The 26512-nt window shown below is 56.4% G+C and carries 24 protein-coding genes and 4 tRNA genes; 25 read left to right on the plus strand and 3 right to left on the minus strand.

The genetic code is table 11. The features are described from left to right. Positions 1 to 2 precede the first annotated feature (2 nt). Positions 3 to 593: a guanylate kinase gene (gene gmk, locus HHL22_RS18945; protein WP_169532966.1), complete on the plus strand. Its 591-nt coding sequence runs from the start codon at positions 3 to 5 to the stop codon at positions 591 to 593. Beyond that, positions 590 to 1204 (plus strand): nicotinate (nicotinamide) nucleotide adenylyltransferase, encoded by a 615-nt coding sequence (nadD, locus tag HHL22_RS18950; RefSeq protein ID WP_169532967.1) that lies wholly within the window; start codon positions 590 to 592, stop codon positions 1202 to 1204. Before gmk ends, nadD begins: the two co-directional genes overlap by 4 nt. 71 nt (positions 1205 to 1275) lie before the next feature. Here the strand turns inward: nadD and frr are convergent, their stop codons facing one another. The 3 genes from frr to HHL22_RS18965 all read right to left on the minus strand — a co-directional run bounded on the left by frr (position 1276) and on the right by HHL22_RS18965 (position 3306). Continuing rightward, complete coding sequence (gene frr / locus HHL22_RS18955) at positions 1276 to 1839, minus strand: ribosome recycling factor (RefSeq protein WP_169532968.1); 564 nt, start codon at positions 1837 to 1839, stop codon at positions 1276 to 1278. Between the two features lie 93 nt (positions 1840 to 1932). Then, positions 1933 to 2691, minus strand: a complete 759-nt coding sequence (pyrH, locus tag HHL22_RS18960; RefSeq protein ID WP_169532969.1) for a UMP kinase — start codon at positions 2689 to 2691, stop codon at positions 1933 to 1935. Between the two features lie 111 nt (positions 2692 to 2802). After that, on the minus strand, positions 2803 to 3306 hold the full coding sequence (locus HHL22_RS18965) for a biotin/lipoyl-containing protein (RefSeq protein WP_169532970.1): 504 nt from the start codon (positions 3304 to 3306) through the stop codon (positions 2803 to 2805). 221 nt (positions 3307 to 3527) lie between these two features. On the opposite strand from HHL22_RS18965, the gene HHL22_RS18970 reads away from it, so the two are divergent. From HHL22_RS18970 to rplW, 23 genes are all read left to right on the plus strand, one after another. Next, positions 3528 to 5978 carry a M1 family metallopeptidase gene (locus tag HHL22_RS18970; RefSeq protein WP_317172701.1) on the plus strand — a complete coding sequence of 817 codons (2451 nt, stop codon included), beginning with the start codon at positions 3528 to 3530 and terminating at the stop codon, positions 5976 to 5978. 131 nt (positions 5979 to 6109) lie between these two features. Next, positions 6110 to 6189, plus strand: a tRNA-Tyr gene (locus HHL22_RS18975). A 20-nt stretch (positions 6190 to 6209) separates the two neighbouring features. Beyond that, positions 6210 to 6282 (plus strand) — tRNA-Gly (locus HHL22_RS18980). A 41-nt stretch (positions 6283 to 6323) separates the two neighbouring features. Further along, a tRNA-Thr gene (locus tag HHL22_RS18985) sits at positions 6324 to 6395 on the plus strand. A 162-nt stretch (positions 6396 to 6557) separates the two neighbouring features. Continuing rightward, complete coding sequence (gene tuf, locus HHL22_RS18990) at positions 6558 to 7748, plus strand: elongation factor Tu (protein WP_169532972.1); 1191 nt, start codon at positions 6558 to 6560, stop codon at positions 7746 to 7748. A 137-nt stretch (positions 7749 to 7885) separates the two neighbouring features. Continuing rightward, a tRNA-Trp gene (locus HHL22_RS18995) sits at positions 7886 to 7959 on the plus strand. A 53-nt stretch (positions 7960 to 8012) separates the two neighbouring features. Continuing rightward, on the plus strand, positions 8013 to 8210 hold the full coding sequence (secE, locus tag HHL22_RS19000) for a preprotein translocase subunit SecE (RefSeq protein WP_169532973.1): 198 nt from the start codon (positions 8013 to 8015) through the stop codon (positions 8208 to 8210). A 12-nt stretch (positions 8211 to 8222) separates the two neighbouring features. Then, on the plus strand, positions 8223 to 8780 hold the full coding sequence (nusG, locus tag HHL22_RS19005) for a transcription termination/antitermination protein NusG (protein WP_169532974.1): 558 nt from the start codon (positions 8223 to 8225) through the stop codon (positions 8778 to 8780). A 114-nt stretch (positions 8781 to 8894) separates the two neighbouring features. Beyond that, complete coding sequence (gene rplK / locus HHL22_RS19010; protein WP_169532975.1) at positions 8895 to 9338, plus strand: 50S ribosomal protein L11; 444 nt, start codon at positions 8895 to 8897, stop codon at positions 9336 to 9338. A gap of 20 nt (positions 9339 to 9358) precedes the next feature. Continuing rightward, positions 9359 to 10057, plus strand: a complete 699-nt coding sequence (gene rplA / locus HHL22_RS19015; protein WP_169532976.1) for a 50S ribosomal protein L1 — start codon at positions 9359 to 9361, stop codon at positions 10055 to 10057. Positions 10058 to 10072: 15 nt separating this feature from the next. Further along, positions 10073 to 10627 (plus strand): 50S ribosomal protein L10, encoded by a 555-nt coding sequence (gene rplJ, locus HHL22_RS19020; RefSeq protein ID WP_169532977.1) that lies wholly within the window; start codon positions 10073 to 10075, stop codon positions 10625 to 10627. 59 nt (positions 10628 to 10686) lie between these two features. Further along, on the plus strand, positions 10687 to 11067 hold the full coding sequence (rplL, locus tag HHL22_RS19025; RefSeq protein WP_169532978.1) for a 50S ribosomal protein L7/L12: 381 nt from the start codon (positions 10687 to 10689) through the stop codon (positions 11065 to 11067). A 418-nt stretch (positions 11068 to 11485) separates the two neighbouring features. Next, the gene (gene rpoB / locus HHL22_RS19030) at positions 11486 to 15352 is read left to right on the plus strand and encodes a DNA-directed RNA polymerase subunit beta (protein ID WP_169533523.1); all 3867 of its coding nucleotides are present in this window, start codon (positions 11486 to 11488) and stop codon (positions 15350 to 15352) included. A 296-nt stretch (positions 15353 to 15648) separates the two neighbouring features. Next, a complete protein-coding gene (gene rpoC, locus HHL22_RS19035; protein WP_169532979.1) occupies positions 15649 to 20004 on the plus strand; it encodes a DNA-directed RNA polymerase subunit beta' in 4356 nt (1451 codons plus the stop codon). A 133-nt stretch (positions 20005 to 20137) separates the two neighbouring features. Further along, the gene (locus tag HHL22_RS19040; RefSeq protein ID WP_169532980.1) at positions 20138 to 20563 is read left to right on the plus strand and encodes a hypothetical protein; all 426 of its coding nucleotides are present in this window, start codon (positions 20138 to 20140) and stop codon (positions 20561 to 20563) included. A gap of 1 nt (position 20564) precedes the next feature. Next, on the plus strand, positions 20565 to 20891 hold the full coding sequence (locus HHL22_RS19045) for a DUF3467 domain-containing protein (protein ID WP_169532981.1): 327 nt from the start codon (positions 20565 to 20567) through the stop codon (positions 20889 to 20891). 232 nt (positions 20892 to 21123) lie between these two features. Beyond that, positions 21124 to 21552 (plus strand): 30S ribosomal protein S12, encoded by a 429-nt coding sequence (gene rpsL, locus HHL22_RS19050; protein ID WP_169532982.1) that lies wholly within the window; start codon positions 21124 to 21126, stop codon positions 21550 to 21552. A 79-nt stretch (positions 21553 to 21631) separates the two neighbouring features. Continuing rightward, positions 21632 to 22099 carry a 30S ribosomal protein S7 gene (gene rpsG, locus HHL22_RS19055; protein WP_133656894.1) on the plus strand — a complete coding sequence of 156 codons (468 nt, stop codon included), beginning with the start codon at positions 21632 to 21634 and terminating at the stop codon, positions 22097 to 22099. Positions 22100 to 22208: 109 nt separating this feature from the next. Further along, complete coding sequence (gene fusA, locus HHL22_RS19060) at positions 22209 to 24350, plus strand: elongation factor G (protein ID WP_169532983.1); 2142 nt, start codon at positions 22209 to 22211, stop codon at positions 24348 to 24350. 46 nt (positions 24351 to 24396) lie between these two features. Further along, the gene (rpsJ, locus tag HHL22_RS19065; protein WP_144846844.1) at positions 24397 to 24702 is read left to right on the plus strand and encodes a 30S ribosomal protein S10; all 306 of its coding nucleotides are present in this window, start codon (positions 24397 to 24399) and stop codon (positions 24700 to 24702) included. Positions 24703 to 24929: 227 nt separating this feature from the next. Next, positions 24930 to 25550, plus strand: a complete 621-nt coding sequence (gene rplC / locus HHL22_RS19070; RefSeq protein ID WP_169532984.1) for a 50S ribosomal protein L3 — start codon at positions 24930 to 24932, stop codon at positions 25548 to 25550. Between the two features lie 21 nt (positions 25551 to 25571). Continuing rightward, positions 25572 to 26216 (plus strand): 50S ribosomal protein L4, encoded by a 645-nt coding sequence (rplD, locus tag HHL22_RS19075; RefSeq protein ID WP_169532985.1) that lies wholly within the window; start codon positions 25572 to 25574, stop codon positions 26214 to 26216. After that, positions 26216 to 26503: a 50S ribosomal protein L23 gene (gene rplW, locus HHL22_RS19080; protein ID WP_169532986.1), complete on the plus strand. Its 288-nt coding sequence runs from the start codon at positions 26216 to 26218 to the stop codon at positions 26501 to 26503. The genes rplD and rplW overlap by 1 nt, the downstream gene beginning before the upstream one ends. Positions 26504 to 26512 lie beyond the last annotated feature (9 nt).

Here is a 26512-nt window from a genome sequence, read left to right on the forward strand (position 1 = left end):
CTATGCAGGGCAAAATCATCGTGTTCACGGCGCCTTCGGGCGCGGGCAAAACTACCATTGTGCACCGCCTCGTGGCGCGCATTCCTGAGTTAAGCTTTTCCATCTCGGCCTGCACGCGCGACAAGCGTGGCCGGGCCGAGGTAAATGGCAAAGATTACTACTTCATCTCAGTAAGCGAATTCCAGGATAAAATCCGCCACGACGAGTTTGTGGAATGGGAGGAGGTCTACGAAGGAGCTTTCTACGGCACTCTAAAGTCGGAAATCGAGCGTATTTGGACTAACGGTCAGCACGCCATCCTTGATGTAGATGTGAAGGGAGGCTTGAGCATCAAGCAGTTCTATAAAGACCGGGCCCTCGCTATTTTCGTGAAGCCCCCGTCCATTGAAGTGCTAGCCGCCCGCCTCGATGCCCGCGCTACCGATTCCAAATCCAGTATTTCGTCACGCCTCTACAAAGCCACTTTCGAGTTAGCCTTCGAGGATAAATTCGACGCCGTAGTTGTCAACGACAACCTCGAAACGGCCGTGGATGAAGCCGAAGCCCTCGTGCGCGCTTTCCTAGCCGCCGACGTTACCGCCGAGGCCGTATGAGTTCCGAAGAGCAGCCTGTGGCCGCTAGCCCGCGCATCGGGCTGCTCTTCGGCTCGTTCAACCCCGTGCACACGGGCCACCTTATTTTGGCCGAGTACTTCGCCACGCGCACCGATTTAGCGGCTGTGTGGCTAGTCGTCTCGCCCCAAAGTCCCTTTAAAGTTGACGACCCGCTGCTGCCCGATACCGAGCGCCTAGCCCTACTGCGCTTGGCAGTGGCTGGCAACCCGCGCTTGCGGGCGGAAGACCTTGAGCTAACTCTACCGCGCCCAAGCTACACCATTTCCACGCTCGATGCGCTGCGCCAGCGCTACCCCACGCACGAGTTTGTGCTACTGATGGGCGGCGACAACCTGGCTGGCCTGCCCCGGTGGCGCGCCGCCGACCGCCTTACCACCGAGCTGGACCTCTACGTATACCCTAGGCCCGGCGCGCCGCTACCCGATTTAACCGCCTTTCCGCGCGCCCAAGTCATGGCCGCCCCACTCCTCGATATTTCGGCCACCTTTATTCGGGCCAGCGTGCGGCGGGGCCAAAGCATTCGCTACCTGGTGCCGGCCGCCGTGGAGCAGGAGATTTTAACCCGTGGGTATTACCGGCAAACTCCCTAGGGGTAGGCCCAATCAAAAAGGCCCCGCGCAGCTTGCGCGGGGCCTTTTTGATTGGGCCTACCCCTAGGGGCTCAGATGGTCATAATCTCGGACTCCTTCTTGGTTAGCAGCTTTTCCACCTCGGCAATGTGCGCGTCGGTATAGCGCTGCACTTTGGCTTCGGCATCCTTCACGGCGTCTTCGGGCGCACCGTCTTTCTGCAGCTTGCGCAGCGCCTCGTTCACGTCTTTGCGAATACTGCGCACGCGCACCTTGCCCGCCTCCGACTCATTTTTGGCTTGCTTCACCAGGTCGCGGCGGCGCTCCTCCGTCATGGGCGGAATATTGAGCCGCACCCCGTCGGCGTCCGACATGGGGTTCAGCCCGAGGTCGCTGTTGCGGATGGCTTTCACAATCTCAGCCACCATGTTCTTTTCCCACGGCTTGATGTGCAGCGAGCGGGCATCGGGAGCCGATACGTTGGCTACCTGCGCCAGGGGAGTGGGCGTGCCGTAGTAGTCAACGCGCAAGCTATCGAGCATGGCCGGCGAGGCCTTGCCCGCCCGAATGCGCGCCATCTCGACGCCTACGTGCGCCACAGCCTTGCCCATCGATTCTTCGGCGTCGCTGAGGTAGAATTGAATTTCTTCGTCCATCTTAACTAGTTGAAAATTAGCGGGTGTTTTTTGAGTAAAGGGAATAGCCAGCGCGTAGGTTCTAACTCCTAAGCCTCAAGCGCTCGGCAGGGCCTAGGCTTTGGGTGGGGCGGCGTGCTTCTCGCTGGGTTTGTAGGCCTGCCCATCCATCGTCACGAGCGTGCCCAGGTCTTCGCCGGCCATCAGGCGCTCTAGGTTGCCGGGCGTGTTCATATCAAAAACGATGATGGGCAGGTTATTTTCCTTGCACAGTGTGAAGGCCGTCATGTCCATCACCTTCAGGTTCTTCTCCATCACGTCGTCAAACGAGATGCGCGGGTAGCGCGTGGCGGTAGGGTCCTTTTCGGGGTCGGCGGTGTAGATGCCGTCCACGCGGGTGCCTTTTAGTACCACATCGGCCTCAATTTCCACGGCCCGCAGCGAGGCCGCCGAATCGGTGGTGAAGTACGGCGAACCAATGCCAGCGCCAAAAATGACCACCCGGCCCTTTTCTAAGTGCCGTAGGGCCCGGCGGCGCACGTAGGGCTCGCACACCTGCTGAATGCTGAAGCCCGACAGCAGCCGCGTCGAAGCGCCCAGCTTTTCCAGCGCGCTCTGTAGGGCCATCGAGTTGATGACCGTGGCCAGCATGCCCATGTAGTCGCCCTGCACGCGGTCGAGGCCTACCTGCTCGGCCTGCACGCCCCGAAAAATATTGCCCCCACCAATCACCACGGCCACCTGCACGCCCAAATCGGCGACGGACTTTACTTCGGTGGCGTATTGCATCAGGCGGTTGGCATCGATGCCGTATTGCTGCTCGCCCATCAGGGCCTCGCCGCTTAGCTTCAAAAGAATTCGGTTGTACTGCACTGTGTAGGTAGCGGTTAGCTACTAGCTTGGGTGGAAATAAATGCCGCGTTATACGCGTGGCAGCCTAGGGGCGCCAGGAGAGCGGCAAACGGGTAGTGGCCGGCGGGCAGCTTATGAAAACGCTACCAGCACCTGGCCCTTGGTCACGTTGTCGCGCGCGCTCACTTTTATGCTGCCAATAAGGCCGCCGGCGGGCGCTTTCAAAATATTTTCCATCTTCATAGCTTCCAGCACCAGCAGCGGGTCGCCCTTCTGCACCACTTGGCCGGGCTGCACGCGCACCTCTACAATGAGGCCGGGCATGGGTGCCTTCAGCTCGTTTACTTTAGCGGCAGCGGCGTTGCTGAGGCCTAGGCGGTCCAGCAGCTTATCAAGCTGGTCCTGGGCACGCAGGTCAAGGCGCTGGCCGTTGATTTTCAGGCTGAACGTCTTGGTGGCGTAGTCGGCGGCTAGCACCTCGACCGTGTACGCGCGCCCACCGTGCAGCACCTGGTAGCGGCCAGGGGCCAGTTCAGCTAGCTGCCAGTCAAAAGGTTGGCCGTTAAGGGTAACGGCCGCAGGGCCCCGAAAATCAACTTCCCAGCCGTGGGCCAGGCCAGTGCTAATGGTGAGCATAGGAGGAGGCGGCCCTACCGGCCGAAATGGGGTTAAAGGTACGCGCAATCTTAAATTCGCCCAGAATACCCCAGCGTTTCTCCGGCTGGCGTTCTGTTATGCGTATTTCCGTCCTAGTTATTATTGGTTTAGTATTACTGGCTGATTTTTCGGCAGTTGGGCAAGCTCGCAAAAGCTCAGCCTCCGCAACCTCCAAGCGGACGTCGGCCACTAAAATTCCCGTGCCTCCGCCGGCTCCCGTTATTACCGTGCCTGCCTGGCTGCCGCCCGATGCCCCCTACCAGCCCGCCGCCCCCCAACTCACCGACCTAGTAGATACCAAGCTCGACGTGCGCTTCGACTATGCCCACCAGTATCTGCTAGGCACAGCCACGCTCACGGTGCACGCGCATTTTTACCCGCAGCGCGCCTTAGTGCTCAATGCCAAGGGCTTCGATATTAAGAGCGTGCAGCTCCTAGGGTCTGCGTCGCCCAAAACCCTGCCGTATACCTACGACGGCCGCCAGCTTACCATAGCGCTCGACCGCGCCTACCCACGTGGCCAAAATTACCAAGTGCGTATTGGCTACGTGGCCAAGCCCAATGAGCTACCCGCGGGAGGCAGTGCGGCCATCACCTCTGATAAGGGTTTATACTTCATCAACCCCCTAGGGAAAGAGCCTACTAAGCCTCGCCAAATCTGGACCCAGGGCGAGACGCAAAGCAATTCCTGCTGGTTTCCTACCATCGACCATCCCAACCAGCGCATGACGCAGGAAATAGCGCTCACGGTGGAGGATAAGTTTAAAACACTTTCGAATGGCTTGTTGGTGAGTTCGCGCAAAAACGCCGACGGCACCCGCACCGATACCTGGCGGCAAGGGCTTTCGGCGGCGCCCTATCTCACGATGCTGGCAGTGGGCGACTTCGCGGTAGTGCCCGATACCTGGCGCGGCAAGGCGGTAGACTACTACGTGGAGCCTAGGTACGCTGGCACGGCCAAAGCCATCTTCGGCCACACGCCCGAGATGATGGAATTTTTTTCCAAAAAGCTCGGCGTGGATTTTCCGTGGGAGAAGTACGCCCAAATTGCCGTGCGCGACTACGTGAGCGGTGCCATGGAGAATACCACCGCCACGGTGCACGGCGCGGCCATCCAGGGCACTCGCCGCGAGTTGCTCGACATGCCTTACGAAACTTCTGAGTCAGTTATCGCCCACGAGCTGTTTCACCACTGGTTTGGCGACCTCGTGACGTGCGAAGCCTGGAGCAACCTGCCCCTTAACGAGAGCTTCGCCAACTATGCGCAGTACTTGTGGGCCGAGCACGAATATGGCCCCGACCAGGCCGCCCTGGTGCAGCAGCAAGACCTCGCCCACTACCTCGAAGAAGCCGAGGCCAAGCGCGTGCCGCTCATTCGCCCGCACTATGAAAACCGCGAGGACATGTTCGACCGCCACTCGTATGAGAAGGGCGGCCGGGTGTTGCATATGCTGCGCCAGCAGGTAGGCGACGATGCCTTTTTCGCCAGCCTCAACCGATACCTGACGCAGAATAAGTTTAGCGCCGTCGATATCAGCCGTTTACGCGTGGCCTTCGAAGAAACCACTGGCGAAGACCTAGGGTGGTTTTTCGACCAATGGTTCATGCAGCGCGGCCATCCCGAATTGAAAGTGACGCACACCTATGCCAACGGCCAGGTGTTGCTGCGCGTGCAGCAAGTGCAGGATACCCTGTTCCAACCGGTATATCGGTTGCCCACCACGGTCACCGTCTGGCAAAAGGAAAAGCCGCTCGACCACCGTATTCTCATCACCAAAGCCGACCAAACATTTGCCTTTCCGGCCGCCGAAACGCCCCCATTGGTTAAGTTCGACAGCGAGGGCCAGCTGCTAGCCCAACTGGATGAGCAGCGCACGCAAGAAGAGCTGCTGTTTCAATTTTACCACGCCAAGGGTTACCTGCAAAAGTATGAGGTGTTGGATGAGCTGCAGAATAAAACAACGGACTTCGCTGTAAGCGGACTGATGCGCAACGCACTGCAAGACAAGTTCTTTGCTATTCGGCGCGCTGCCCTCGACCACTTGCGCGGCTACCACGGCCCCACGGCTAATACGGTCCGCTCCGAGATTCAGCGCCTTGCCACCACCGACCCTAGCAGTGCCGTGCGGGCCCAGGCGCTTATTACGTTGGCCAGCTTCTCCAACGAGAACTTTCTTACTACCTACCAGGCTGCTCTGCGCGACAGCTCTTACCTGGTGGAAGCCGCCGCAGTAGAAGCCTTGGCGAAGATGCCTACCCCGGCCACCGTGCGCTCCCAGCTCGCGGCCCTCGAAACCACTCCTAATACCGGTTTGGTAGTGGCGTTGGCCAGCTACTACGCCCAGCGTGGCACCATCGACCAGTATACCTGGTACCTGCGCCGCCTGCCCGACCTCACCGATAACGACCTTTACGCCTACCTACCCGCTTTCGGTACGTTCATGGTGCAAATGCCCGTCATCGAGCGCGAGCGCGGCCTCCAGATACTGGAGGATATGGCCCGGCGCCACCCGCAGTACATTGTGCGCCTAGGGGCCTACCGCGGGCTGCTGAACCTGATGCCTAGTCAACCTGACCTAAAATCCAAGCTACTGGATATCAAAACCAAAGAGACGGACGAACGCCTTAAAGCTTTTTACAACTTAATGTAGGAACTGCGGCTGCTAAAGGTTGTTCAGATACGTGGCAGTAAAAAATTTCTGGCCAATTGTTGGTGCCTTTCCGAAAAAGCCGTACTTTTGCGTCTCAAATCCAGCAAACGGCCGGTTTTGAAATAAAAAACGGGGGTATCGCATAGCGGCAATTGCGGGTGACTGTAACTCACCTCCTTCGGGTTCATAGGTTCGAGTCCTGTTACCCCCACGTATTTTTTGAGGCCATCTGCGGGAGTAGCTCAGTTGGTAGAGCGGCAGCCTTCCAAGCTGCAGGTCGCGGGTTCGAACCTCGTCTCCCGCTCTCGGATGCTAGTCCACAGCTGGCATATAAGTTTAGCATAAGCCGTTTTAGCTCAGTGGTAGAGCACTTCCTTGGTAAGGAAGAGGTCATGGGTTCAAATCCCATAAATGGCTCAACAGTTACGGAACTACCCACCCCTAGGGTGGGTTAGGGCCGGGTCGGTAGGAGAAGCGATACACAGTATAAGCCTGCAATAGGCCCAGCTGGGTTTCGCTTTCTTGCCATATAGGCCTCCTGTTTTTCCCAGTTAATTCCCCTTTTTTTACTTCTTTACAATGGCTAAAGAGAATTTCGACCGGTCCAAGCCGCACGTAAACATCGGCACCATCGGCCACGTTGACCACGGCAAGACGACCCTGACCGCGGCTATCACCACGGTTCTGGCTAACCAGGGCCTGGCCGAAAAGCGCGACTTCTCCTCGATTGACAATGCTCCCGAGGAAAAAGAGCGTGGTATCACTATTAACACCGCGCACGTAGAGTACGCCACCGCTAACCGTCACTACGCCCACGTTGACTGCCCCGGTCACGCTGACTACGTGAAGAACATGGTAACCGGTGCTGCCCAGATGGACGGTGCTATCCTTGTAGTAGCTGCTACCGACGGCCCGATGCCCCAGACCCGTGAGCACATCCTGCTTGCCCGTCAGGTAGGTGTTCCTCAGCTGGTGGTGTTCATGAACAAGGTGGACATGGTGGATGACCCCGAGCTGCTCGAGCTGGTAGAAATGGAAATCCGCGAACTGCTGTCGTTCTACAACTTCGACGGCGATAATATCCCCGTTATCCAGGGCTCGGCCCTAGGCGGCCTGAACGGCGATGCCAACTGGGTTCCCAAAATCAACGAGCTGATGGACGCGGTTGACTCGTTCATTCCGATTCCTGCTCGTCTGACTGACCTGCCCTTCCTGATGCCGGTGGAAGACGTGTTCTCGATTACCGGCCGCGGCACCGTGGCTACCGGTCGTATCGAGCGCGGTATCATCAACTCGGGCGAGCAAGTGGACATTCTCGGGATGGGCGCTGCCGAAGGTCTGAAGTCGACGGTAACGGGTGTGGAGATGTTCCGCAAAATCCTGGACCGTGGCGAAGCTGGTGACAACGTAGGTCTGCTGCTCCGCGGTATTGAGAAAGAAGCCATCCGTCGCGGCATGGTTATCTGCAAGCCCGGCTCGGTGAAGCCTCACCAGAAGTTTAAGGCTGAGGTGTACGTACTCTCGAAAGAGGAAGGCGGTCGTCACACTCCGTTCTTCAACAACTACCGTCCGCAGTTCTATCTGCGTACCACCGACGTTACCGGTATCATCTCGCTGCCCGAGGGCGTTGAAATGGTAATGCCCGGCGACAACATCACCATCACGGTTGAGCTTATCAACAAGGTGGCAATGGAGAAAGGCCTGCGTTTCGCTATCCGCGAAGGCGGCCGTACGGTAGGTGCCGGTCAAGTAACCGAAATCCTCGACTAAGTATAGCTTAGATTACTAATAAAAGGCGCCCCTGAGTAATCGGGGGCGCCTTTTGTATAAAAAGGCTTGCTAGTTAAGCAGCTTTTTCATACCTTTGCACTCCCTTTGGCAAATAGTGGCAATAGGGACCTGTTTACACGAGTGTAGTTCAAGGGTAGAATAGAGGTCTCCAAAACCTTTGATGGGAGTTCGAATCTCTCCACTCGTGCCACTTGGGCCGCCGCTGGCGGCTCTTTTTTACGCCCTCAACGGCTTGATTGCGACATGGCTAAGCTGAACAACTATTTCCGCGATACTATCGAGGAAATGCGTTACAACGTAACGTGGCCCTCGACTACTGAGCTGCAAAAGAGTGCTGGTTTGGTGCTCTTGGGTTCTTTGGTTTTCGCCGCAGTGGTAGGATTGATGGACGTGAGCTTTAACTCCATTCTGCAAGCTTTCTACACTTCGTTTGCCCGCTAGGCTAGTAAAACAATGGCTGAGCTAAAATGGTACGTGGTGCGCTCGGTGAGCGGCCAGGAGAAGAAGGCAAAGACGTACATGGAAACCGAAATTGGCCGGCACAACTTGCAAGAGTTGCTGCCGCAAGTGCTGATTCCGGTTGAAAAGGTATTCGAGATGCGCAATGGTAAAAAGCGCGTGCGCGAACGTAATCTATACCCCGGCTACATTATTATCCATTCGGATTTGACGCACGGCGAGGTGCAAAATATTATCACCTCTACGCCGGGCGTAATTGGCTTTCTAGGGGATAAGGAAACCAAAACAACCAATGCTAAGCCAGTTCCACTATCGCTGAATGAGGTGAATCGCCTCCTAGGGGTGGTAGATGAGGCAGAAGAGAAATCGGCTGAACTCGAAACTCCCTTTACTGTGGGCGAACTGGTTAAAGTCATAGATGGCCCCTTCAATGGCTTTAGCGGCAACGTGAATGAGGTATTCGAGGAGCGCAAAAAGCTTAACGTTATCGTGAAGATTTTTGGCCGCGCGCAGCCAGTAGAACTAAGCTATACTCAAGTAGAAAAAGAGTAACTAACAATACACGTCACTCGGCATCCACTCCGGCCGGGCGGGGCTTCCACTAGGGGTATTTTTTACTGAGGTGCGAGCGAGTTACGTCGCTTGAGCCACAGCTTTACAAACCAAATGGCCAAAGAAATTAGAGGTTACCTGAAACTTCAGGTAAAGGGAGGCGCGGCGAATCCTGCCCCGCCAATTGGACCTGCGCTTGGTAGTAAAGGCTTAAACATCATGGAATTTTGCAAGCAATTCAACGCTCGCACCCAAGATAAAGCCGGCCAAGTTTGCCCTGTCCTGATTACCATGTACACCGACAAGTCGTTTGACTTCGTCATCAAGACCCCGCCGGTGCCGGTGCTCCTTATGGATGCCGCTAAGCTGCAGGGCGGCTCGAAAGAGCCGAACCGCAACAAGGTAGGTTCGGTAACCTGGGACCAAGTGCGCACGATTGCCGAAACCAAAATGCCCGACCTCAACGCCTTTAAGGTAGAGTCGGCCATGAAGCAAGTAGCCGGCACGGCTCGCAGCATGGGTATCACCGTGAAGGGCGACTCGCCTTTTGCTGAATAACTAACCGGAGGACATACACAATGGCAGCAATCAGCAAAAAGCGCAAGGAAGCCCTTGCCAAACATGACTTAACACAGGTGCGTAGCCTGCTCGAAGCCGCGCAAGTAGTGAAGGATATCACCTTCACCAAATTTGATGCTTCGGTTGATATTGACGTACGCCTCGGTGTAGACCCCCGTAAAGCCGACCAAATGGTGCGTGGCGTAGCTACGCTGCCCCACGGTACCGGCAAAACTGTGCGGGTGCTGGCTCTGGTAACGCCTGATAAAGAGGCTGAAGCCACCGCCGCCGGCGCCGATTTTGTGGGTCTCGACGACTATATCTCGAAAATCGAGAAGGGCTGGACTGATGTAGACGTGATTATCACGATGCCCTCAGTAATGGCAAAGGTGGGCCGTCTAGGCCGGGTACTAGGTCCACGTGGCCTGATGCCTAACCCAAAATCGGGTACTGTGACTACGGACGTAGCAAAGGCTGTGCAGGAAGTGAAAGCCGGTAAAATCGACTTTAAAGTTGATAAAACTGGCATTATCCACTGCTCGGTTGGCAAAGTATCGTTTGACCCCAGCAAATTGGCTGAGAACGCGTTAGAGGTCATCCAGACCCTAGGCCGTTTGAAGCCATCGTCGTCGAAAGGTACTTACATCCGCAGCATCACGCTCAGCAGCACCATGTCGCCGGGTGTACCCGTAGACAGCACCGTTTCTTCCGCTAGCTAATTAAATCAACCAACCATGAACCGGGAAGAAAAACAAGCCCTCGTGGATGAGTTGAGCGAGAAGTTTCAGTCGCACAACGCATTCTATATAGCCGACGCCTCAGGCATGTCGGTAGCGAAAATCAACGAATTTCGTCGCCTTTGCTTCAATCGCGGCATGGAATTCAAGGTTTACAAAAACTCGTTCATTCGCAAAGCTCTCGATACACTAGGTAGCGACACTGCGGAAATGGACACGGCGCTGAAAGGCCAATCGGGTGTGCTGTTTTCGAAGGAAAGCGGTAACGCACCTGCCAAGCTGCTGAAGGACTTCTACAAGTCGCAGGCCTACCCGCGCGGCGTAGAGCCCAAGCCCGCGCTAAAGGGTGCCTATATCGACGCTAGCATCTTCATCGGTGCCAGCCAGCTCGAAGGCCTCACTACTATTAAAGGCAAGCAGGAACTGCTCGGTGAGCTTATCGGCCTGCTGCAATCGCCCGCCAAAAATGTTATCTCTGCTCTGTCGAGTGGTGGTAGTAAGCTGGCTGGCATCCTCAAAACACTTTCCGAAAAAGAAGAAGCTGCTGGCTAACCGCTGCTCACCTTTTTCACCTTTCAATTTCAATTTTCAACCCTAAATACCCTACAGAAATGGCCGATTTGAAAGCCTTCGCTGAGCAGCTTGTTAGCCTCACCGTTAAAGAAGTAAACGAACTAGCTGGCATCCTGAAAGATGAGTACGGCATTGAGCCGGCTGCTGCCGCTCCCGTAATGGTAGCCGGTGGTGGCGGTGCTGCCGCTGCTGAGGCTCCCGAGGAGAAAACTTCGTTCGACGTAATCCTGAAGTCGGCCGGCGGCGCTAAGCTGCAGGTAGTGAAGCTGGTGAAAGACCTGACCGGTCTGGGCCTGAAAGAGGCTAAAGAACTGGTTGACGGTGCTCCTAAGCCCCTGAAAGAGGGCGTAACTAAAGACGAGGCCGAAGGCCTGAAAAAGCAGCTCGAAGAGGCTGGCGCTGAAGTAGAAGTTAAGTAGGTTCGCCTACGGGCTTGCTCCCGCTAACGGATTAGGCCTGGCAGTACGCCAGGTCTTTTCCTGTTTCGGGGGATAAGCAAAGGATTGCAACTAAAAGCTTTGGCTCTTGGTTGTCTTACGCTAGCAGTTTTCTTCTCTATTGCTTAATGGAGCGAAGTGCAATGAAGGACCTTATCACGTTAGAAGTCGTTAGAGTTTCGGACTCATTTGACAATCAACGTGGTAAGGTCCTTTCCTGCGCTAGTAACTGTTGAGTTTGTCTGAAGGCTTTTACCGTAGGTGCAGGTGTGAAAGCAAACTTCCGAACCCAACGCAGCTAGAGTGCTAACTCGCGTAACTAGAGTAGCTTACGTGTACATTTTTAAAACCTTTCCAATTGGCTACACCGCAAGCAACTGAGGCCGCCGAAGTCAAACACCTGACTGGGGCCAGTGAGCGAATCAATTTCGCCAAGATTAAGAAAGTTATTGAGTATCCGGACTTTTTGGACGTGCAAGTGCAGTCGTTCCAGGAGTTCTTTCAGCTCGAAACGGCCGCCGCGAGCCGCACGAACGAGGGTCTGTTTAAGGTGTTTGCCGAGAACTTCCCGATTTCGGACTCGCGCGAAAACTTCGTGCTGAACTTTATTGATTATCACGTTGACCCGCCGAAATACACGGTGGATGAGTGCATCGACCGCGGCCTGACTTACGCCGTGCCGCTGAAAGCGAAGCTGCAACTCATTTGTAATGACAAGGATAACGAGGACTTCCAGACGATTGAGCAGGAAGTTTTCTTGGGCAATATTCCGTATATGACGGAGAAAGGCTCGTTTGTTATTAACGGGGCCGAGCGCGTTATCGTATCGCAGCTGCACCGCTCGCCGGGCGTGTTCTTTGCCCAGAGCAAGCACACCAACGGCACGAAGCTGTATTCGGCCCGCATCATTCCGTTCAAGGGTTCGTGGATTGAGTTTGCCACGGACGTGAACAACGTGATGTACGCGTACATCGACCGGAAAAAGAAGTTTCCGGTGACGACGCTGCTGCGCGCCATTGGCTATGGCACCGACAAGGACATCCTGGACTTGTTTGGCCTAAGCGAGGAGTTGAAGGCAGATAAGAAAACCCTCAAGAAGGCTGTAGGCCGCAAGCTGGCGGCTCGTGTGCTCCGCACTTGGACGGAAGACTTCGTGGACGAGGACACCGGCGAGGTAGTTTCTATCGACCGTAACGAAGTATTGCTGGAGCGTGACTCGGTTATCGAGGAAAGCGACATCGATACCATCGTGGATGCCGGCGCTAAGTCGGTGATTCTGCACAAGGAGAATGTGAACATCGCGGACTTCGCGATTATCTACAACACCCTGCAGAAGGACAACTCCAACTCGGAGAAGGAAGCCGTGGAGCAGATTTACCGTCAGCTCCGTAACACGGAAGCCCCTGACGAGGAGACGGCCCGCGACATCATCCAGAAGCTGTTCTTCTCGGACAAGCGCTACGACCTCGGGGAAGTGGGCCGCTACCGGATTAATAAGAAGCTGGGTATCGGCATGGACCAGGAGGCCCGCGTACTAACCAATGAGGACATTGTGCTCATCGTGAAGTACCTGATTGGCCTGATTAACTCGAAGGCCATTGTCGACGACATTGACCACTTGAGCAACCGCCGCGTGCGCACGGTAGGGGAGCAGCTCTACGCCCAGTTCGGCGTAGGTCTGGCCCGCATGGCGCGTACCATCAAGGAGCGCATGAACGTGCGTGACAACGAGGACTTCAAGCCGGTGGACCTGATTAACGCTCGTACCCTGTCGAGCGTGATTAACTCGTTCTTCGGCACCAACCAGCTGTCGCAGTTCATGGACCAAACCAACCCGCTGGCTGAGGTGACGCACAAGCGTCGCGTATCGGCGCTGGGGCCGGGAGGTCTGAGCCGCGAGCGTGCGGGCTTCGAGGTGCGCGACGTGCACTACACGCACTACGGCCGCCTCTGCACCATTGAAACGCCGGAAGGCCCAAACATTGGTCTGATTTCGTCGCTGTGCGTGCACGCCCGCGTGAACTCGATGGGCTTCATCGAGACGCCTTACCGCACAGTAAGCGCCGGCACTGTGGACATGACCGAGAACGTGAAGTTCCTGACTGCCGAGGAAGAGGATACCCACCACATCGCTCAGGCTAACTCGCTGCTCAGCAACGAGGGCAAGCTGACGCAGGAGCTGGTGAAAGGCCGCTTCGAAGGCGACTTCCCGGTGGTAGGCCCGGAGGAATACTCCTACATGGACGTAGCCCCGAACCAGATTGTATCGGTAGCCGCTTCGCTGATTCCATTCCTGGAGCACGACGACGCCAACCGTGCGCTGATGGGCTCGAACATGCAGCGCCAGGCAGTGCCCCTGTTGCGCCCGCAGGCCCCGATTGTGGGCACGGGCCTGGAAGGCCGCACGGCTATCGACTCGCGCGCGCTCATCATCGCCGAGGGCGATGGCGTGGTGGACTCGGTGGATGCCAACCGTATCATCATCAAGTACGACCTGAACGACGACGAGCTGGCCGTGAGCTTCGATGCCGACCGCAAGACGTACAGCCTCATCAAGTTCCGCCGCACCAACCAGGATACCTGCCTCAACCTCACGCCGCTGGTGAAAAACGGCGAGCGTGTGACCAAGGGCCAGGTGCTTTGCGAGGGCTACGGTACGAACAAAGGCGAACTGGCCCTGGGACGCAACATGCAGGTGGCCTTCATGCCGTGGCAAGGCTACAACTTCGAGGATGCCATCGTTATCTCGGAGCGCGTGGTGCGCGATGACATCTTCACTTCGATTCACATCGAGGAGTTTGAGTTGGAAGTGCGCGAGACCAAGCGCGGCGAAGAGGAGTTGACCTCGGAGATTCCGAACGTGAGCGAGGAAGCCGTGCGCAACCTCGACGACAACGGCATCATCCGCCTGGGCGCGGAGGTACGCGAAGGCGACATCCTTATCGGTAAGATTACGCCCAAGGGCGAAACCGACCCGACCCCAGAGGAGAAGCTGCTCCGCGCCATCTTCGGCGACAAGGCCGGCGATGTGAAGGATGCCTCGCTTAAGGCGCCGCCCTCTTTGAACGGCGTGGTTATCGGCACCAAGCTCTTCTCGCGACCCAAGAAGGACAAGAACCTTCGCGCCAAGTCGAAGAAAGAGGTGGAGGACCTGAAGGAAGGCTACGCCCGCGAGCTGCGCGGCGTGAAGGCCATTATGATTGATAAGCTGGTGGCGTTGCTGGAAGGCAAGACCTCGCAGGGTATCAAGCACCGCTTCGGGGACGACGTGCTGGCGAAGGGCGTGAAGTTTGGCCGGAAGAACATCAGCGAAGCGCTGTTCCCAGACAAGAACGCCTACCGCGATGAGAGCAACTACGCCGTGCCGGAAGAGGTAAACCTCTTCAAGGACCTGCAGCTCGACCACTGGACCGCCGACAACCGCGTGAACGAGATGCTGCAACAGCTCATCAAGAACTACGCGAAGCGCCGCAACACCATCACGGCCCGCTTCAAGCGCGACCGCTTCACGCTGGAGGTAGGCGACGAGCTGCCCGCCGGCATCGTGCAGCTGGCCAAGGTGTACATCGCCAAGAAGCGCAAGCTGAAGGTAGGTGACAAGATGGCCGGTCGCCACGGTAACAAAGGGGTAGTTGCCCGCATCGTGCGCGATGAGGACATGCCCTTCCTGCCCGACGGTACGCCGATGGACATCGTGCTGAACCCGCTGGGTGTGCCGAGCCGCATGAACATCGGTCAGATTTACGAAACCGTACTCGGCTGGGCCGGCCTCAAACTAGGCCGCACCTACGCCACGCCGATTTTTGACGGCGCGACCGAGGACGAGGTAGCCAAGGAGCTGACGGCCGCTGGCCTGCCCGATTGGGGCCGGGCTTACCTGCACGATGGCTTGAGCGGCGACCGCTTCGACCAGCCGGTGACCGTGGGCGTGATTTACATGCTCAAGCTCGGCCACTTGGTGGATGATAAGATGCACGCTCGTTCCATCGGGCCGTACTCGCTCATCACGCAGCAGCCGCTGGGTGGTAAGGCGCAGTTTGGTGGCCAGCGCTTCGGCGAGATGGAAGTGTGGGCGCTGGAGGCCTTCGGTGCTTCCAACGTGCTGCAAGAAATCCTGACCGTGAAGTCGGACGACGTGGTAGGTCGCGCCAAGGCGTACGAAGCCATCGTGAAAGGCGACGTGCTGCCGAAGCCTAATATCCCCGAGTCGTTCAACGTGCTTATCCACGAACTCCGTGGCTTGGCGCTGGAGATTTCGCTCGATTAAGTAAGGTACCGGAGTTGGCCGCCTAGGGGGCCAACTCCGGTAAACTTGCTAGCGGCGCAGGATGCTAGTTATAAAAAGTAGTTAACGGGCGACCGATACGAAACAGCCACCCCGAGACAGGTCAGGGTAGCCACAGGAATCGGGAGTTTATATATAGTAAGAGTAAGTAAGGCCTGACGGAAATCTACTGCGCGGCGTACCTGTCCGACCTGTAGAGCACTTTTCGTAGCGTCGAACTGTTAGAAGATACTCTAACAGCTAAAAGCCAAACAGCTAACAGCTAATAATCAAACCTAATGGCTTTCGCAAAAAACAAGAAGTTAGTACAGGACTTCTCGAAGGTTACTATCTCGCTGGCCTCGCCGGAAGGCATTCTGGAGCGCAGCACGGGGGAGGTAGTAAAGCCGGAAACGATTAATTACCGCACCTACAAGCCCGAAATGGGTGGCTTGTTCTGCGAGCGGATTTTCGGCCCGGTGAAAGACTGGGAATGCCACTGCGGCAAATACAAGCGTATTCGCTACAAGGGCATCATCTGCGACCGTTGCGGCGTGGAGGTGACCGAGAAGAAGGTGCGCCGCGAGCGCATGGGCCACATCGAGCTGGTGGTGCCCGTAGCTCACATCTGGTACTTCAAGAGCCTGCCGAATAAAATCGGCTACCTGCTGGGCCTGCCCACCAAGAAGCTCGACCAGATTATCTACTACGAGCGCTACGTAGTGGTGCAGCCCGGCGTGCAAGCCGAAGAAGGTGTGCAGCAGCTCGACTTCCTCACCGAGGACGAGTACCTGGACATCATCGACAAGCTGCCGCGCGAAAACCAGATGCTGCCCAACGATGACCCGCAAAAGTTCATCGCTAAAATGGGGGCCGACGCGCTGCAAATGCTGCTCGAGCGCATCAACCTCGACGAGCTGAGCTACTCGCTCCGCGACTCGGCTGCGCACGAGACTTCGCAGCAGCGGAAGGCGGAGGCGCTGAAGCGTCTGCGCGTAGTAGAAGCTTTCCGCGATGCCGCCACCCGCGTGGAGAACAAGCCCGAGTGGATGGTTATCCGCATGGTGCCGGTGATTCCGCCGGAGCTGCGCCCGCTGGTGCCGCTGGATGGTGGCCGCTTCGCCACGTCCGACTTGAACGACCTGTACCGCCGCGTTATCATCCGCAACAACCGCCTCAAGCGCCTGATTGAAATCAAGGCCCCGGAGGTGATTTTGCGCAACGAGAAGCGCATGCTGCAAGAGGCCGTGGACTCGCTCTTCGACAACTCGCGCAAGGTGAACGCCGTGCGCGCCGAAGGTAACCGCGCGCTGAAGTCGCTGTCCGATATGCTGAAAGGCAAGCAGGGCCGCTTCCGCCAGAACCTGCTGGGTAAGCGCGTGGACTACTCGGGCCGTTCGGTTATCGTGGTAGGCCCCGAGCTGAAGCTGCACGAGTGCGGCCTGCCCAAGAACATGGCCGCCGAGCTGTTCAAGCCGTTCATCATCCGCAAGCTCATCGAGCGCGGCATTGTGAAGACGGTAAAGTCGGCTAAGAAGATTGTGGACCGCAAGGATGCCGTAGTGTGGGATATCCTGGAGAACGTGCTGAAGGGTCACCCGGTGCTCCTCAACCGTGCTCCTACGCTGCACCGTCTGGGTATTCAGGCGTTCCAGCCGCGCCTCATCGAGGGCAAGGCTATCCAGCTGCACCCGCTCGTGTGTACGGCTTTCAACGCCGACTTCGACGGTGACCAGATGGCTGTGCACGTGCCCCTAGGGCCGGCTGCTATCCTGGAAGCCTCGATGCTGATGCTGGCCTCGCACAACATTCTGAACCCGGCCAACGGCGCGCCTATCGCCGTACCGAGCCAGGACATGGTACTGGGCCTGTACTACGTAACTAAGGGCAAGCGCTCGACCGACGACGAGAAGATTCAGGGCGAAGGCCGGGTGTTCTACTCCGACGAGGAAGTGGTGATTGCCATCAACGAGAAGCAGCTCTCGAAGCACGCCTACATCAAGGTGAAAACCATGGTGCGCGACGAGAACGACGACCTCGTGCCCCGCATCATCGAAACAGTGGCCGGCCGCGTGCTCTTCAACCAGCTCGTGCCCAAGGAAGTAGGTTTCGTGGACGAGCTGCTGACCAAGAAGAAGCTCCAGCAGATTATCTCGATGGTCTTCAAGCGCACGGGCATGGCCCGCACGGCGCAGTTCCTGGACGACATCAAGACCCTCGGCTTCCAGTCGGCCTACAAAGGCGGTCTGAGCATGGGTCTGGGCGACATCCAGATTCCGAAAGAGAAGGACATCCTGATTGCCCAAGCCCAGGCGGACGTAGCTGCAGTAACGCAGAACTACCAGATGGGTCTGATTACGAACAACGAGCGCTACAACCAGGTAATCGACATCTGGACCCGCATCAACTCGCAGATTACGGAGACCCTGATGGGCCGCCTGGAGAAGGAGAACCAAGGCTTCAACTCCATCTACATGATGATGCACTCGGGTGCCCGCGGCTCGCGCGAGCAGATTCGCCAGCTCGGCGGCATGCGCGGCCTGATGGCCAAGCCCCAGAAATCGCTGCAAGGCTCGGTAGGCGAGATTATCGAGAACCCGATTCTGTCGAACTTCAAGGAAGGCCTCGACGTAATCGAGTACTTCATCTCGACGCACGGTGCCCGTAAGGGTCTGGCCGACACGGCCATGAAGACGGCCGACGCCGGCTACCTGACCCGCCGTCTGGTAGACGTGTCGCAGGACGTAATCGTGAACGAGCCGGACTGCGGCACGTTGCGTGGCACGGAAACCTTCGCGTTGAAAGACAACGAGGACATCGTGGAGCCGCTCTCCGAGCGTATCCTCGGCCGTACCAACGTGCACGACATCATCGACCCGCTGACCGACGAGTTGATTCTGGCCGCCGGCTCGCAGATTACTGAGGAAATTACCCGCCGCATCGACGCTACTAGCATCGAGTCGGTAGAGATTCGCTCGGTGCTGACTTGCGAAAGCAAGCGCGGCATCTGCGCCAAGTGCTACGGCCGTAACCTGGCCACCGGCCGCATGGTGCAGAAAGGTGAGGCTGTGGGCGTTATCGCCGCGCAGTCCATCGGTGAGCCCGGCACGCAGCTGACGCTCCGTACCTTCCACGTAGGTGGTACGGCCTCGAACATTGCGGTTGAGGCTAACATCCGCGCCAAGTTCAACGGCGTGATTGAGTTCGAGGACATTCGCGCCGTGGCTGGTACCAACGCCGAAGGGGGCGCTACCAACGTGGTAATGGGTCGCTCGGGCGAAATCCGCATCGTGGACAAGGATACGCGCAAAGTATTCATTGCCAACCACGTGCCGTACGGCTCGTTCCTGCTGGTGAAGGAAGGCGATGCCGTAGAGAAAGGCCAGGAACTGGTAAACTGGGACCCGTACAACGCCGTTATTCTGGCCGAGTTCGACGGTACCATCCAGTACGATGCCATCACCGAAGGCGTGACCTACCGCGAGGAGGCCGACGAGCAGACGGGCTTCCGCGAGAAGGTTATCACCGAATCGAAAGACAAGGCGCAGAACCCCTCGGTTATCCTGCTGCCCGCCAAAGGTGCCGATGCCGACTCCAACAAGTCGTACTCGATGCCGGTAGGCGCTCACCTGAACGTCGAGAACGGCACGAAGGTGAAGGCCGGCCACATCCTGGCCAAGATTCCCCGCGCCGTGGGCAAGACCCGCGACATTACGGGTGGTCTACCCCGCGTAGTGGAGCTGTTCGAGGCCCGCAACCCGTCGAACCCGGCGGTAGTATCGGAAATCGACGGCGTAATCACCTACGGCTCGGTGAAGCGTGGTAACCGCGAAATCTTCGTGGAGTCGAAAGACGGCGTGAAGCGGAAGTACATGGTGCCGCTGTCGAAGTTCATCCTGGTGCAGGACAACGACTTCGTGCGGGCCGGTGCCCCGCTCTCCGACGGCGCCATCACCCCGACCGACATTCTGAACATTCAGGGTCCGGGCGCGGTGCAGGAGTACCTCGTGAACGAGATTCAGGAAGTGTACCGCTTGCAGGGCGTGAAAATCAACGACAAGCACATCGAAGTAATCGTCCGCCAGATGATGCAGAAGGTGCTCGTGATGGATGCCGGCGACACGAGCTTCTTGGAAAACCAGCTCGTGGACAAGGTATCGTTGATGGAGGAGAACGATACCATCATCGACATGAAGGTGGTAACCGATGCCGGCGACTCGACCGAGTTGCGCCCCGGCCAGATTATCTCCTCACGCAAGCTGCGCGACGAGAACTCGTCGCTGCGCCGCCGCGACCTGAAGCTGGCCGAAGTCCGCGATGCCCAACCGGCGGTGTCGAAGCCGACGCTGCAAGGCATCACGCAGGCTTCACTGGGCACGGCCTCGTTCATCTCGGCTGCCTCGTTCCAGGAGACGACCAAAGTACTGAGCGAAGCCGCCATCCGCGGTAAAGCCGACGAGCTGCTGGGCCTGAAGGAGAACGTAATCGTTGGCCACCTCATCCCGGCCGGTACTGGCCTGCGCGAGTACCAGGGCATCGAGGTTACCTCGAAAGACGACCTCGCCGCCCGCCAGAGCGCCGCTGCCGCCGAGCCCGCCGCCCCCACCAAGCGCCCCTCGCGCGCCAAGCGCGAGACGACCACAGTGCAGGACTAACGAGTGACGTAGGTTTGTAAAAGCAAAACCCCCGGTTGGCGTGAGTGCCGGCCGGGGGTTTTTGTTTGGGTAAAAGCCGTCAGGCTGAGCTTGTCAGCCATCTTGTAGCCCTAGGGGCTTACTTGCGTTCATTATGATGACAACTGATAAAGCACCGATAGAAGATTTTCACAACTCACGGTTTCAAGTAGGACAGATTTGGGAGTATCAAACGCGAACCGCTGACCCGAATTCTACTTTGCAAATTTTGAAAGTTGAAAAGCTATACGGCGCAGAAATAGCTGTTCATATTCAAGTGAATGGTTTAAATCTGAAGTCTAATCCTGAAAAGAAAGACAGCGGTACGGCATCGCATTTACCTTTTTCAGAGGATGCGATTGAAGCCAGTGTAACACAGTTAGTTGTTGCAAAAGAATCGTTGCCGCAGGATTTTGAAAAAGGCTACCAAATGTGGCGTGAAGCATTCCTTGAAGGCAAGGCAGGTGTATTTGCAATGCCTATTGCGAGAGTAGTGAATATGATTGAAGAAACAATGTTTGGCGAAAGCCAGAGCGAATAATATGCAACCCAACCAACCCCAAAACACCGACCCTAATGCGCTCAACATCGAGTTGAGTGAAGCCATTGCTGAGGGCGAGTACGCCAATCTGGCCCTGATTGCCCACAGTAGCAGCGAGTTCGTGGTGGATTTTATTCGCCTGCTGCCGGGCGTGCCCAAGGCCAAGGTTAAGGCCCGCATCATCCTCACGCCCGAGCACGCCAAGCGCCTGCTGGCGGCGCTAGAGGAGAACGTGCAGAAGTTTGAGCAGAGCTTTGGCGCTATCAAGCTGCATCAGGATGCGCCTACTTATCCTATCAACTTTGGTGGAGCGGTAGGGGAGGCGTAGGTGGCCCTAGGGGACACAAACAGAACGTCATGCTGGGCCTACCGAAGTATCTTGGTAAACGATGCCCTAGGGGCGTGGTAGAGATGCTTCGACAAGCTCAGCATGACGTTTTTGTGTCCCCCACTTCTGGAAGATTAACTTTTTCAGCGAGTTTGCTTTTCTAAAAGCGATTTCGTACCTTTGCAGGCCTGAAAAATCTGGAGGCAAACGGCTTCCGTCAATCAATTCCTAAATGCCAACCATTAACCAACTCGTACGGAAAGGTCGTGAGGCTCTGACTACCAAGTCGAAGTCGCCCGCCCTTGATTCGTGCCCGCAGCGTCGGGGCGTGTGCACCCGTGTGTACACCACCACGCCTAAGAAGCCGAACTCGGCTATGCGCAAAGTGGCCCGTGTGCGCCTTACCAACGGTAAGGAAGTAAACGCATACATTCCCGGTGAAGGCCACAACCTCCAGGAGCACAGCATCGTGCTCATTCGCGGAGGCCGGGTAAAAGACCTGCCTGGCGTGCGCTACCACATCATCCGTGGTGCCCTCGACACGGCTGGGGTTAGTGGCCGTCTGCAGCGCCGCTCGAAGTACGGTGCTAAGCGCCCGAAGCCAGGCCAAGCCGCAGCGGCTGGCAAAGGTGGTAAACCAGCACCCGGTAAGAAAAAATAATTAGTTAGTGCTTGGTGTTTGGGACGTTTAGGTGAACCTAGCGGCCCTAGGCACCAAGCACCAAGCACTATCCAATACCATGCGTAAGTCTAAACCGAAAAAGCGCATTCTCCTGCCGGACCCCAAGTTCAAGGAGACGCTCGTAACCCGCTTCGTCAATTACATGATGTATGACGGGAAAAAGAACTTGGCCTACACCATTTTCTACGATGCCGTAGAGCAAGTGGAAACCCGCACCAAGGAAAGCGGCCTCGAAATGTGGCGCAAAGCGCTCAATAATGTGATGCCGACTGTGGAAGTGAAGAGCCGCCGCGTGGGTGGTGCCACCTTCCAGGTGCCGATTGAGGTGCGCGCTGACCGCCGCATCGCCGTGGGCTCGAAGTGGCTGATTCAGTACGCTCGTCGTCGTGGTGAGAAAACCATGAAAGACAAACTAGCGGGTGAAATTATTGCCGCTGCTAAAGGCGAAGGAGCTGCCGTTAAGAAAAAAGACGATACGCACCGCATGGCCGAAGCTAACAAGGCCTTCTCGCACTTCCGATTCTAATATCTCGGGCGTTAGCGGGTTGATAAGTTTAGATGGAATGTTTAACCACTCTTGGTTGTCTTCTTACCTGAGCTTATCAACCCGCTAACGCGCTAATTAACCTATTGTAATGGCCGTCAATAAAGACCTCGAATATCTGCGTAACATCGGCATCATGGCCCACATCGACGCGGGCAAGACGACGACTTCGGAGCGCATCCTCTACTATACGGGGAAAACCCACAAAATCGGGGAGGTGCACGATGGTGCCGCCACGATGGACTGGATGGAGCAAGAGCAGGAGCGGGGCATTACCATTACCTCGGCTGCTACCACTACTTTCTGGAACTACCCCACCGATGCCCAAGGCAACACGGTGCCGGATACCAAGCAATACAAAATCAACCTCATCGATACCCCTGGTCACGTTGACTTTACGGTGGAGGTGGAGCGTTCGCTGCGCGTGCTTGACGGGGCAGTGGCTTTGTTCTGCGCCGTATCGGGCGTGGAGCCGCAGTCGGAAACCGTATGGCGCCAAGCCGACAAGTATAGCGTGCCCCGTATCTGCTTTGTCAACAAGATGGACCGCGCCGGTGCCGACTTCTTCAAAGCCGTTAACGAGATTAAGGAAAAGCTTGGTGCCAACCCAGTACCATTGCAAATCCCCATTGGCGCTGAAGACACCTTCAAAGGCGTAGTTGACCTACTCACTGGCAAGGCTATTGTGTGGGACGATGCTACCGAAGGCAAGTCGTATAACGAGATTCCAGTGCCCGAGGACCTAGTGGACACCGTAGCCGAATGGCGCGAAAAGCTCATTGAGAGCGTAGCTGAGTACGATGATACCTTGATGGAGAAGTTCTTCGAGGACCCGGAGAGCATTACGCGCGAAGAGATGATGGTCGTTATCCGTAAAGCGGTTATCGATATGAAATTCTCGCCGGTGCTCTGCGGCTCGGCTTTCAAAAACAAGGGCGTTCAAACGATGCTGGATGCTGTAATGGCTTACCTGCCGTCGCCGCTTGACATGCCGGCCATTGTGGGTACCAACCCCGATAACGGCGATGAAGTAGAGCGCCACCCCGATAACTCGGAGCCTTTCACCGCGCTGGCTTTTAAGATTGCTACCGACCCTTACGTAGGCCGTCTATGCTTCTTCCGCTGCTACAGCGGTCAGCTTGATGGTGGTTCCTACGTGCTCAATAACCGCACTGGCAAGAAGGAGCGTATTTCGCGCCTCATGCAGATGCACTCCAATAAGCAGAACCCGATTGACAAAATCCAAGCGGGTGATATTGCGGCTGGTGTGGGCTTTAAGGACATCAAGACTGGCGATACGCTAACCGACGAGAAGAACCCGTTGGTACTGGAGTCGATGTCGTTCCCCGAGCCGGTAATTGGCTACGCCATTGAGCCTAAGACTCAGGCTGACGTGGATAAAATGGGTATGGCTATCGCCAAGCTCATTGAGGAAGACCCCACGTTGCGCGTGAACACCGATGAAGAAACCGGCCAAACTATTCTGCGTGGTATGGGCGAGTTGCACTTGGAAATTATTATCGACCGGATGCGCCGCGAGTTCAAGGTTGAAATCAACCAAGGTGCTCCGCAGGTTGCCTACAAGGAGATGCTGACCAAGAAGGTGGACCACCGCGAAACTTACAAGAAGCAAACTGGTGGCCGCGGTAAATTCGGCGACATCGTGTTTGAACTCGGTCCGAAAGAAACCGAGCCGGAAAAACCTGGTATGGAATTCGACAATGCTATCGTGGGTGGTGTCATTCCCCGCGAATTCATTGCTCCCATCCAAAAGGGTTTTGAAGAAGCTATGAAGCGTGGCCCGCTGGCTGGTTTCCCCATCGAGACCATGAAGGTGCGCCTCTACCATGGCTCATTCCACGATGTTGACTCGGACGCGCTGTCGTTCGAATTGGCTGCCCGTGATGGTTTCCGTGAGGCTGCTCGCAAGGCTGGTCCGAAACTGCTCGAGCCCATCATGGCCGTTGAAGTAGTTTGCCCCGACGAGTACACCGGCCCGGTAACTGGTGACTTAAACCGTCGTCGCGGCCTGATGAAAGGCATGGACACTAAAGGCGGAGCCCAAGTTATCAAGGCGGACGTTCCGCTGTCAGAGTTGTTCGGCTACGTGACCGACCTGCGCACGCTGTCGTCGGGCCGGGCTTCAGCTTCGCTTACCTTCTCGCACTATGAGCAGGTACCTACTAACATGGCCGATGCCATTGTAGCTAAGACTAAAGGCACTCGCGCCTAATATTTATTCAGCTTGTCAACCCTAGGGCAATCGGCCCTAACCAACCATGAACCAGAAAATCAGAATCAAGCTGAAAAGCTACGACCATAATCTGGTCGATAAGTCTTCCGAGAAAATTGTGAAGGCTGTGAAAGCTACCGGTGCCATCGTAAGCGGCCCCATTCCGTTGCCTACGGAAAAGGAGAAGTATACGGTGCTGCGTTCGCCCCACGTGAATAAAAAGAGCCGGGAGCAATTCCAACTCTGCACCTATAAGCGCTTGGTGGATATCTTCTCGACCAGCAGCAAAACGGTAGATGCGTTGATGAAGCTGGAGCTGCCTAGCGGCGTTGACGTTGAAATCAAAGTCTGAGCCTAGGGTTTAGTGTATGTAAAAGCCCCGCTGGTAAGAGCCAGCGGGGCTTTTTGTGTCAGGAAAAATGCGGTAGTTGCCGTAGGCATAAAATACCTCAACTGCTTGACTTGAAATATTTTCCTTAGTCTATTGGTTTTTCTCAGCAAAAAACCTTACCTTTGCACTCCCTTTTAGAAAAGGCCACTCGGGCCTTTTTCTTTTGTGTCTATTTAACAACCACAAGAATGCCTGGCATCATCGGTAAAAAAATCGGTATGACAAGCCTCTTCACTCCGGACGGGAAAAACATTCCCTGCACGCTCATCGAGGCGGGTCCGTGCGTAGTGACGCAGGTTAAGACCATCGAGACGGACGGCTACAACGCCGTGCAGCTCGGCTATGGCGAGAAGAAAACCAAGCGCACCACTAAAGCGCTTGCTGGTCACTTCGCCAAAGCTAACACCACGCCTAAGAAGCGTTTGGTAGAATTCCGCACTGATGACGTGAAAACCTTCGCGCTCGGTAGCGAAGTGAAGACGGACCTGTTCGAAGAAGGAGAATTTGTTGACGTAGTTGGTACTTCGAAGGGTAAGGGTTTTCAAGGCGTGGTAAAGCGCTACAACTTCCAGGGTGTAGGTGGGCAGACCCACGGTCAGCACAACCGCTTGCGTCACCCGGGTTCTATTGGTGCTTGCTCGTGGCCTTCGCGCGTGTTCAAAGGAATGCGCATGGGTGGCCGTATGGGCAGCGACCGCGTGAAAGTGCAGAACCTAAAGGTGATGCGCATTGTAGCTGACAAGAACCTGATTCTGGTGAGCGGTTCGGTGCCCGGCGCCAAGAACGGCTACGTGGTTCTGGAGAAATAACCTGCTAAGCTCGACTAGATAATGGAACTGTCCGTATTCAATAGCAAAGGTGAAGACACTGGCCGTAAGGTTACGCTGTCCGACGCCGTGTTTGGCCGCGAGCCGAACGAGCACGTCATGTACCTTGACGTGAAGCAGTACCTGGCCAATCAACGCCAGGGCACGCACAAATCGAAGGAACGTGCCGAAGTAGCCCGCACTACCAAAAAGCTGAAGAAGCAAAAAGGTACCGGCGGCGCCCGCGCTGGCTCAATGAAGTCGGGTGTATTCGTAGGCGGTGGCCGTATGTTCGGTCCTAAGCCTCGCGACTACGGCTTCAAGCTGAACAAGAAAACCAAGCGCCTTGCCCGCTTGTCGGCTCTATCGGTTCTGGCCCGCGAAGGCAAAGTAGCCTTGGTAGAAAACCTGACCCTAGGGGCTCCCAAGACGAAAGACTTCGTAGCTATCCTCGAAGGCCTAAAGCTCAACAATGGTCGCAAGACGTTGTACGTGGCTGCTGAGGCTGACAAGAACCTGCTGCTGAGTGCCCGTAACATCCAGAAGGTGAAAGTGGCTACTCCGGTAGCTCTCAACACCCACGACCTGTTGAACACCGACACCTTGCTGCTGAGCGAGGAAGGTCTGCGTTCGCTGGAGCAACTCTACACCGCTAACAACGCCGAGTAATGAGCACGCTGAAACGCCCCATCATCACCGAAAAGGCCACTGGCCTGACCGAAAAAGGCCGCTACGTGTTCGAAGTAGAGCGTACGGCTAACAAGGTGCAGATTAAAAAAGACGTAGAGCAGATGTACGGGGTAACCGTAACGAGCATCAACACGATGCGCACCATCGGCAAGGTCAAGTCGAAATTCACCAAAGGTGGCCAGGTTGCTGGCCGCCGCGCCCACGGCAAAAAAGCCGTTGTGACGCTGAAAGATGGTGATATTATTGATTTCTACGGCAATATCTAATTGCTTAAC

The sequence above is a fragment of the Hymenobacter polaris genome (assembly GCF_012927305.1).
Taxonomy (GTDB): Bacteria; Bacteroidota; Bacteroidia; order Cytophagales; family Hymenobacteraceae; genus Hymenobacter; species Hymenobacter polaris.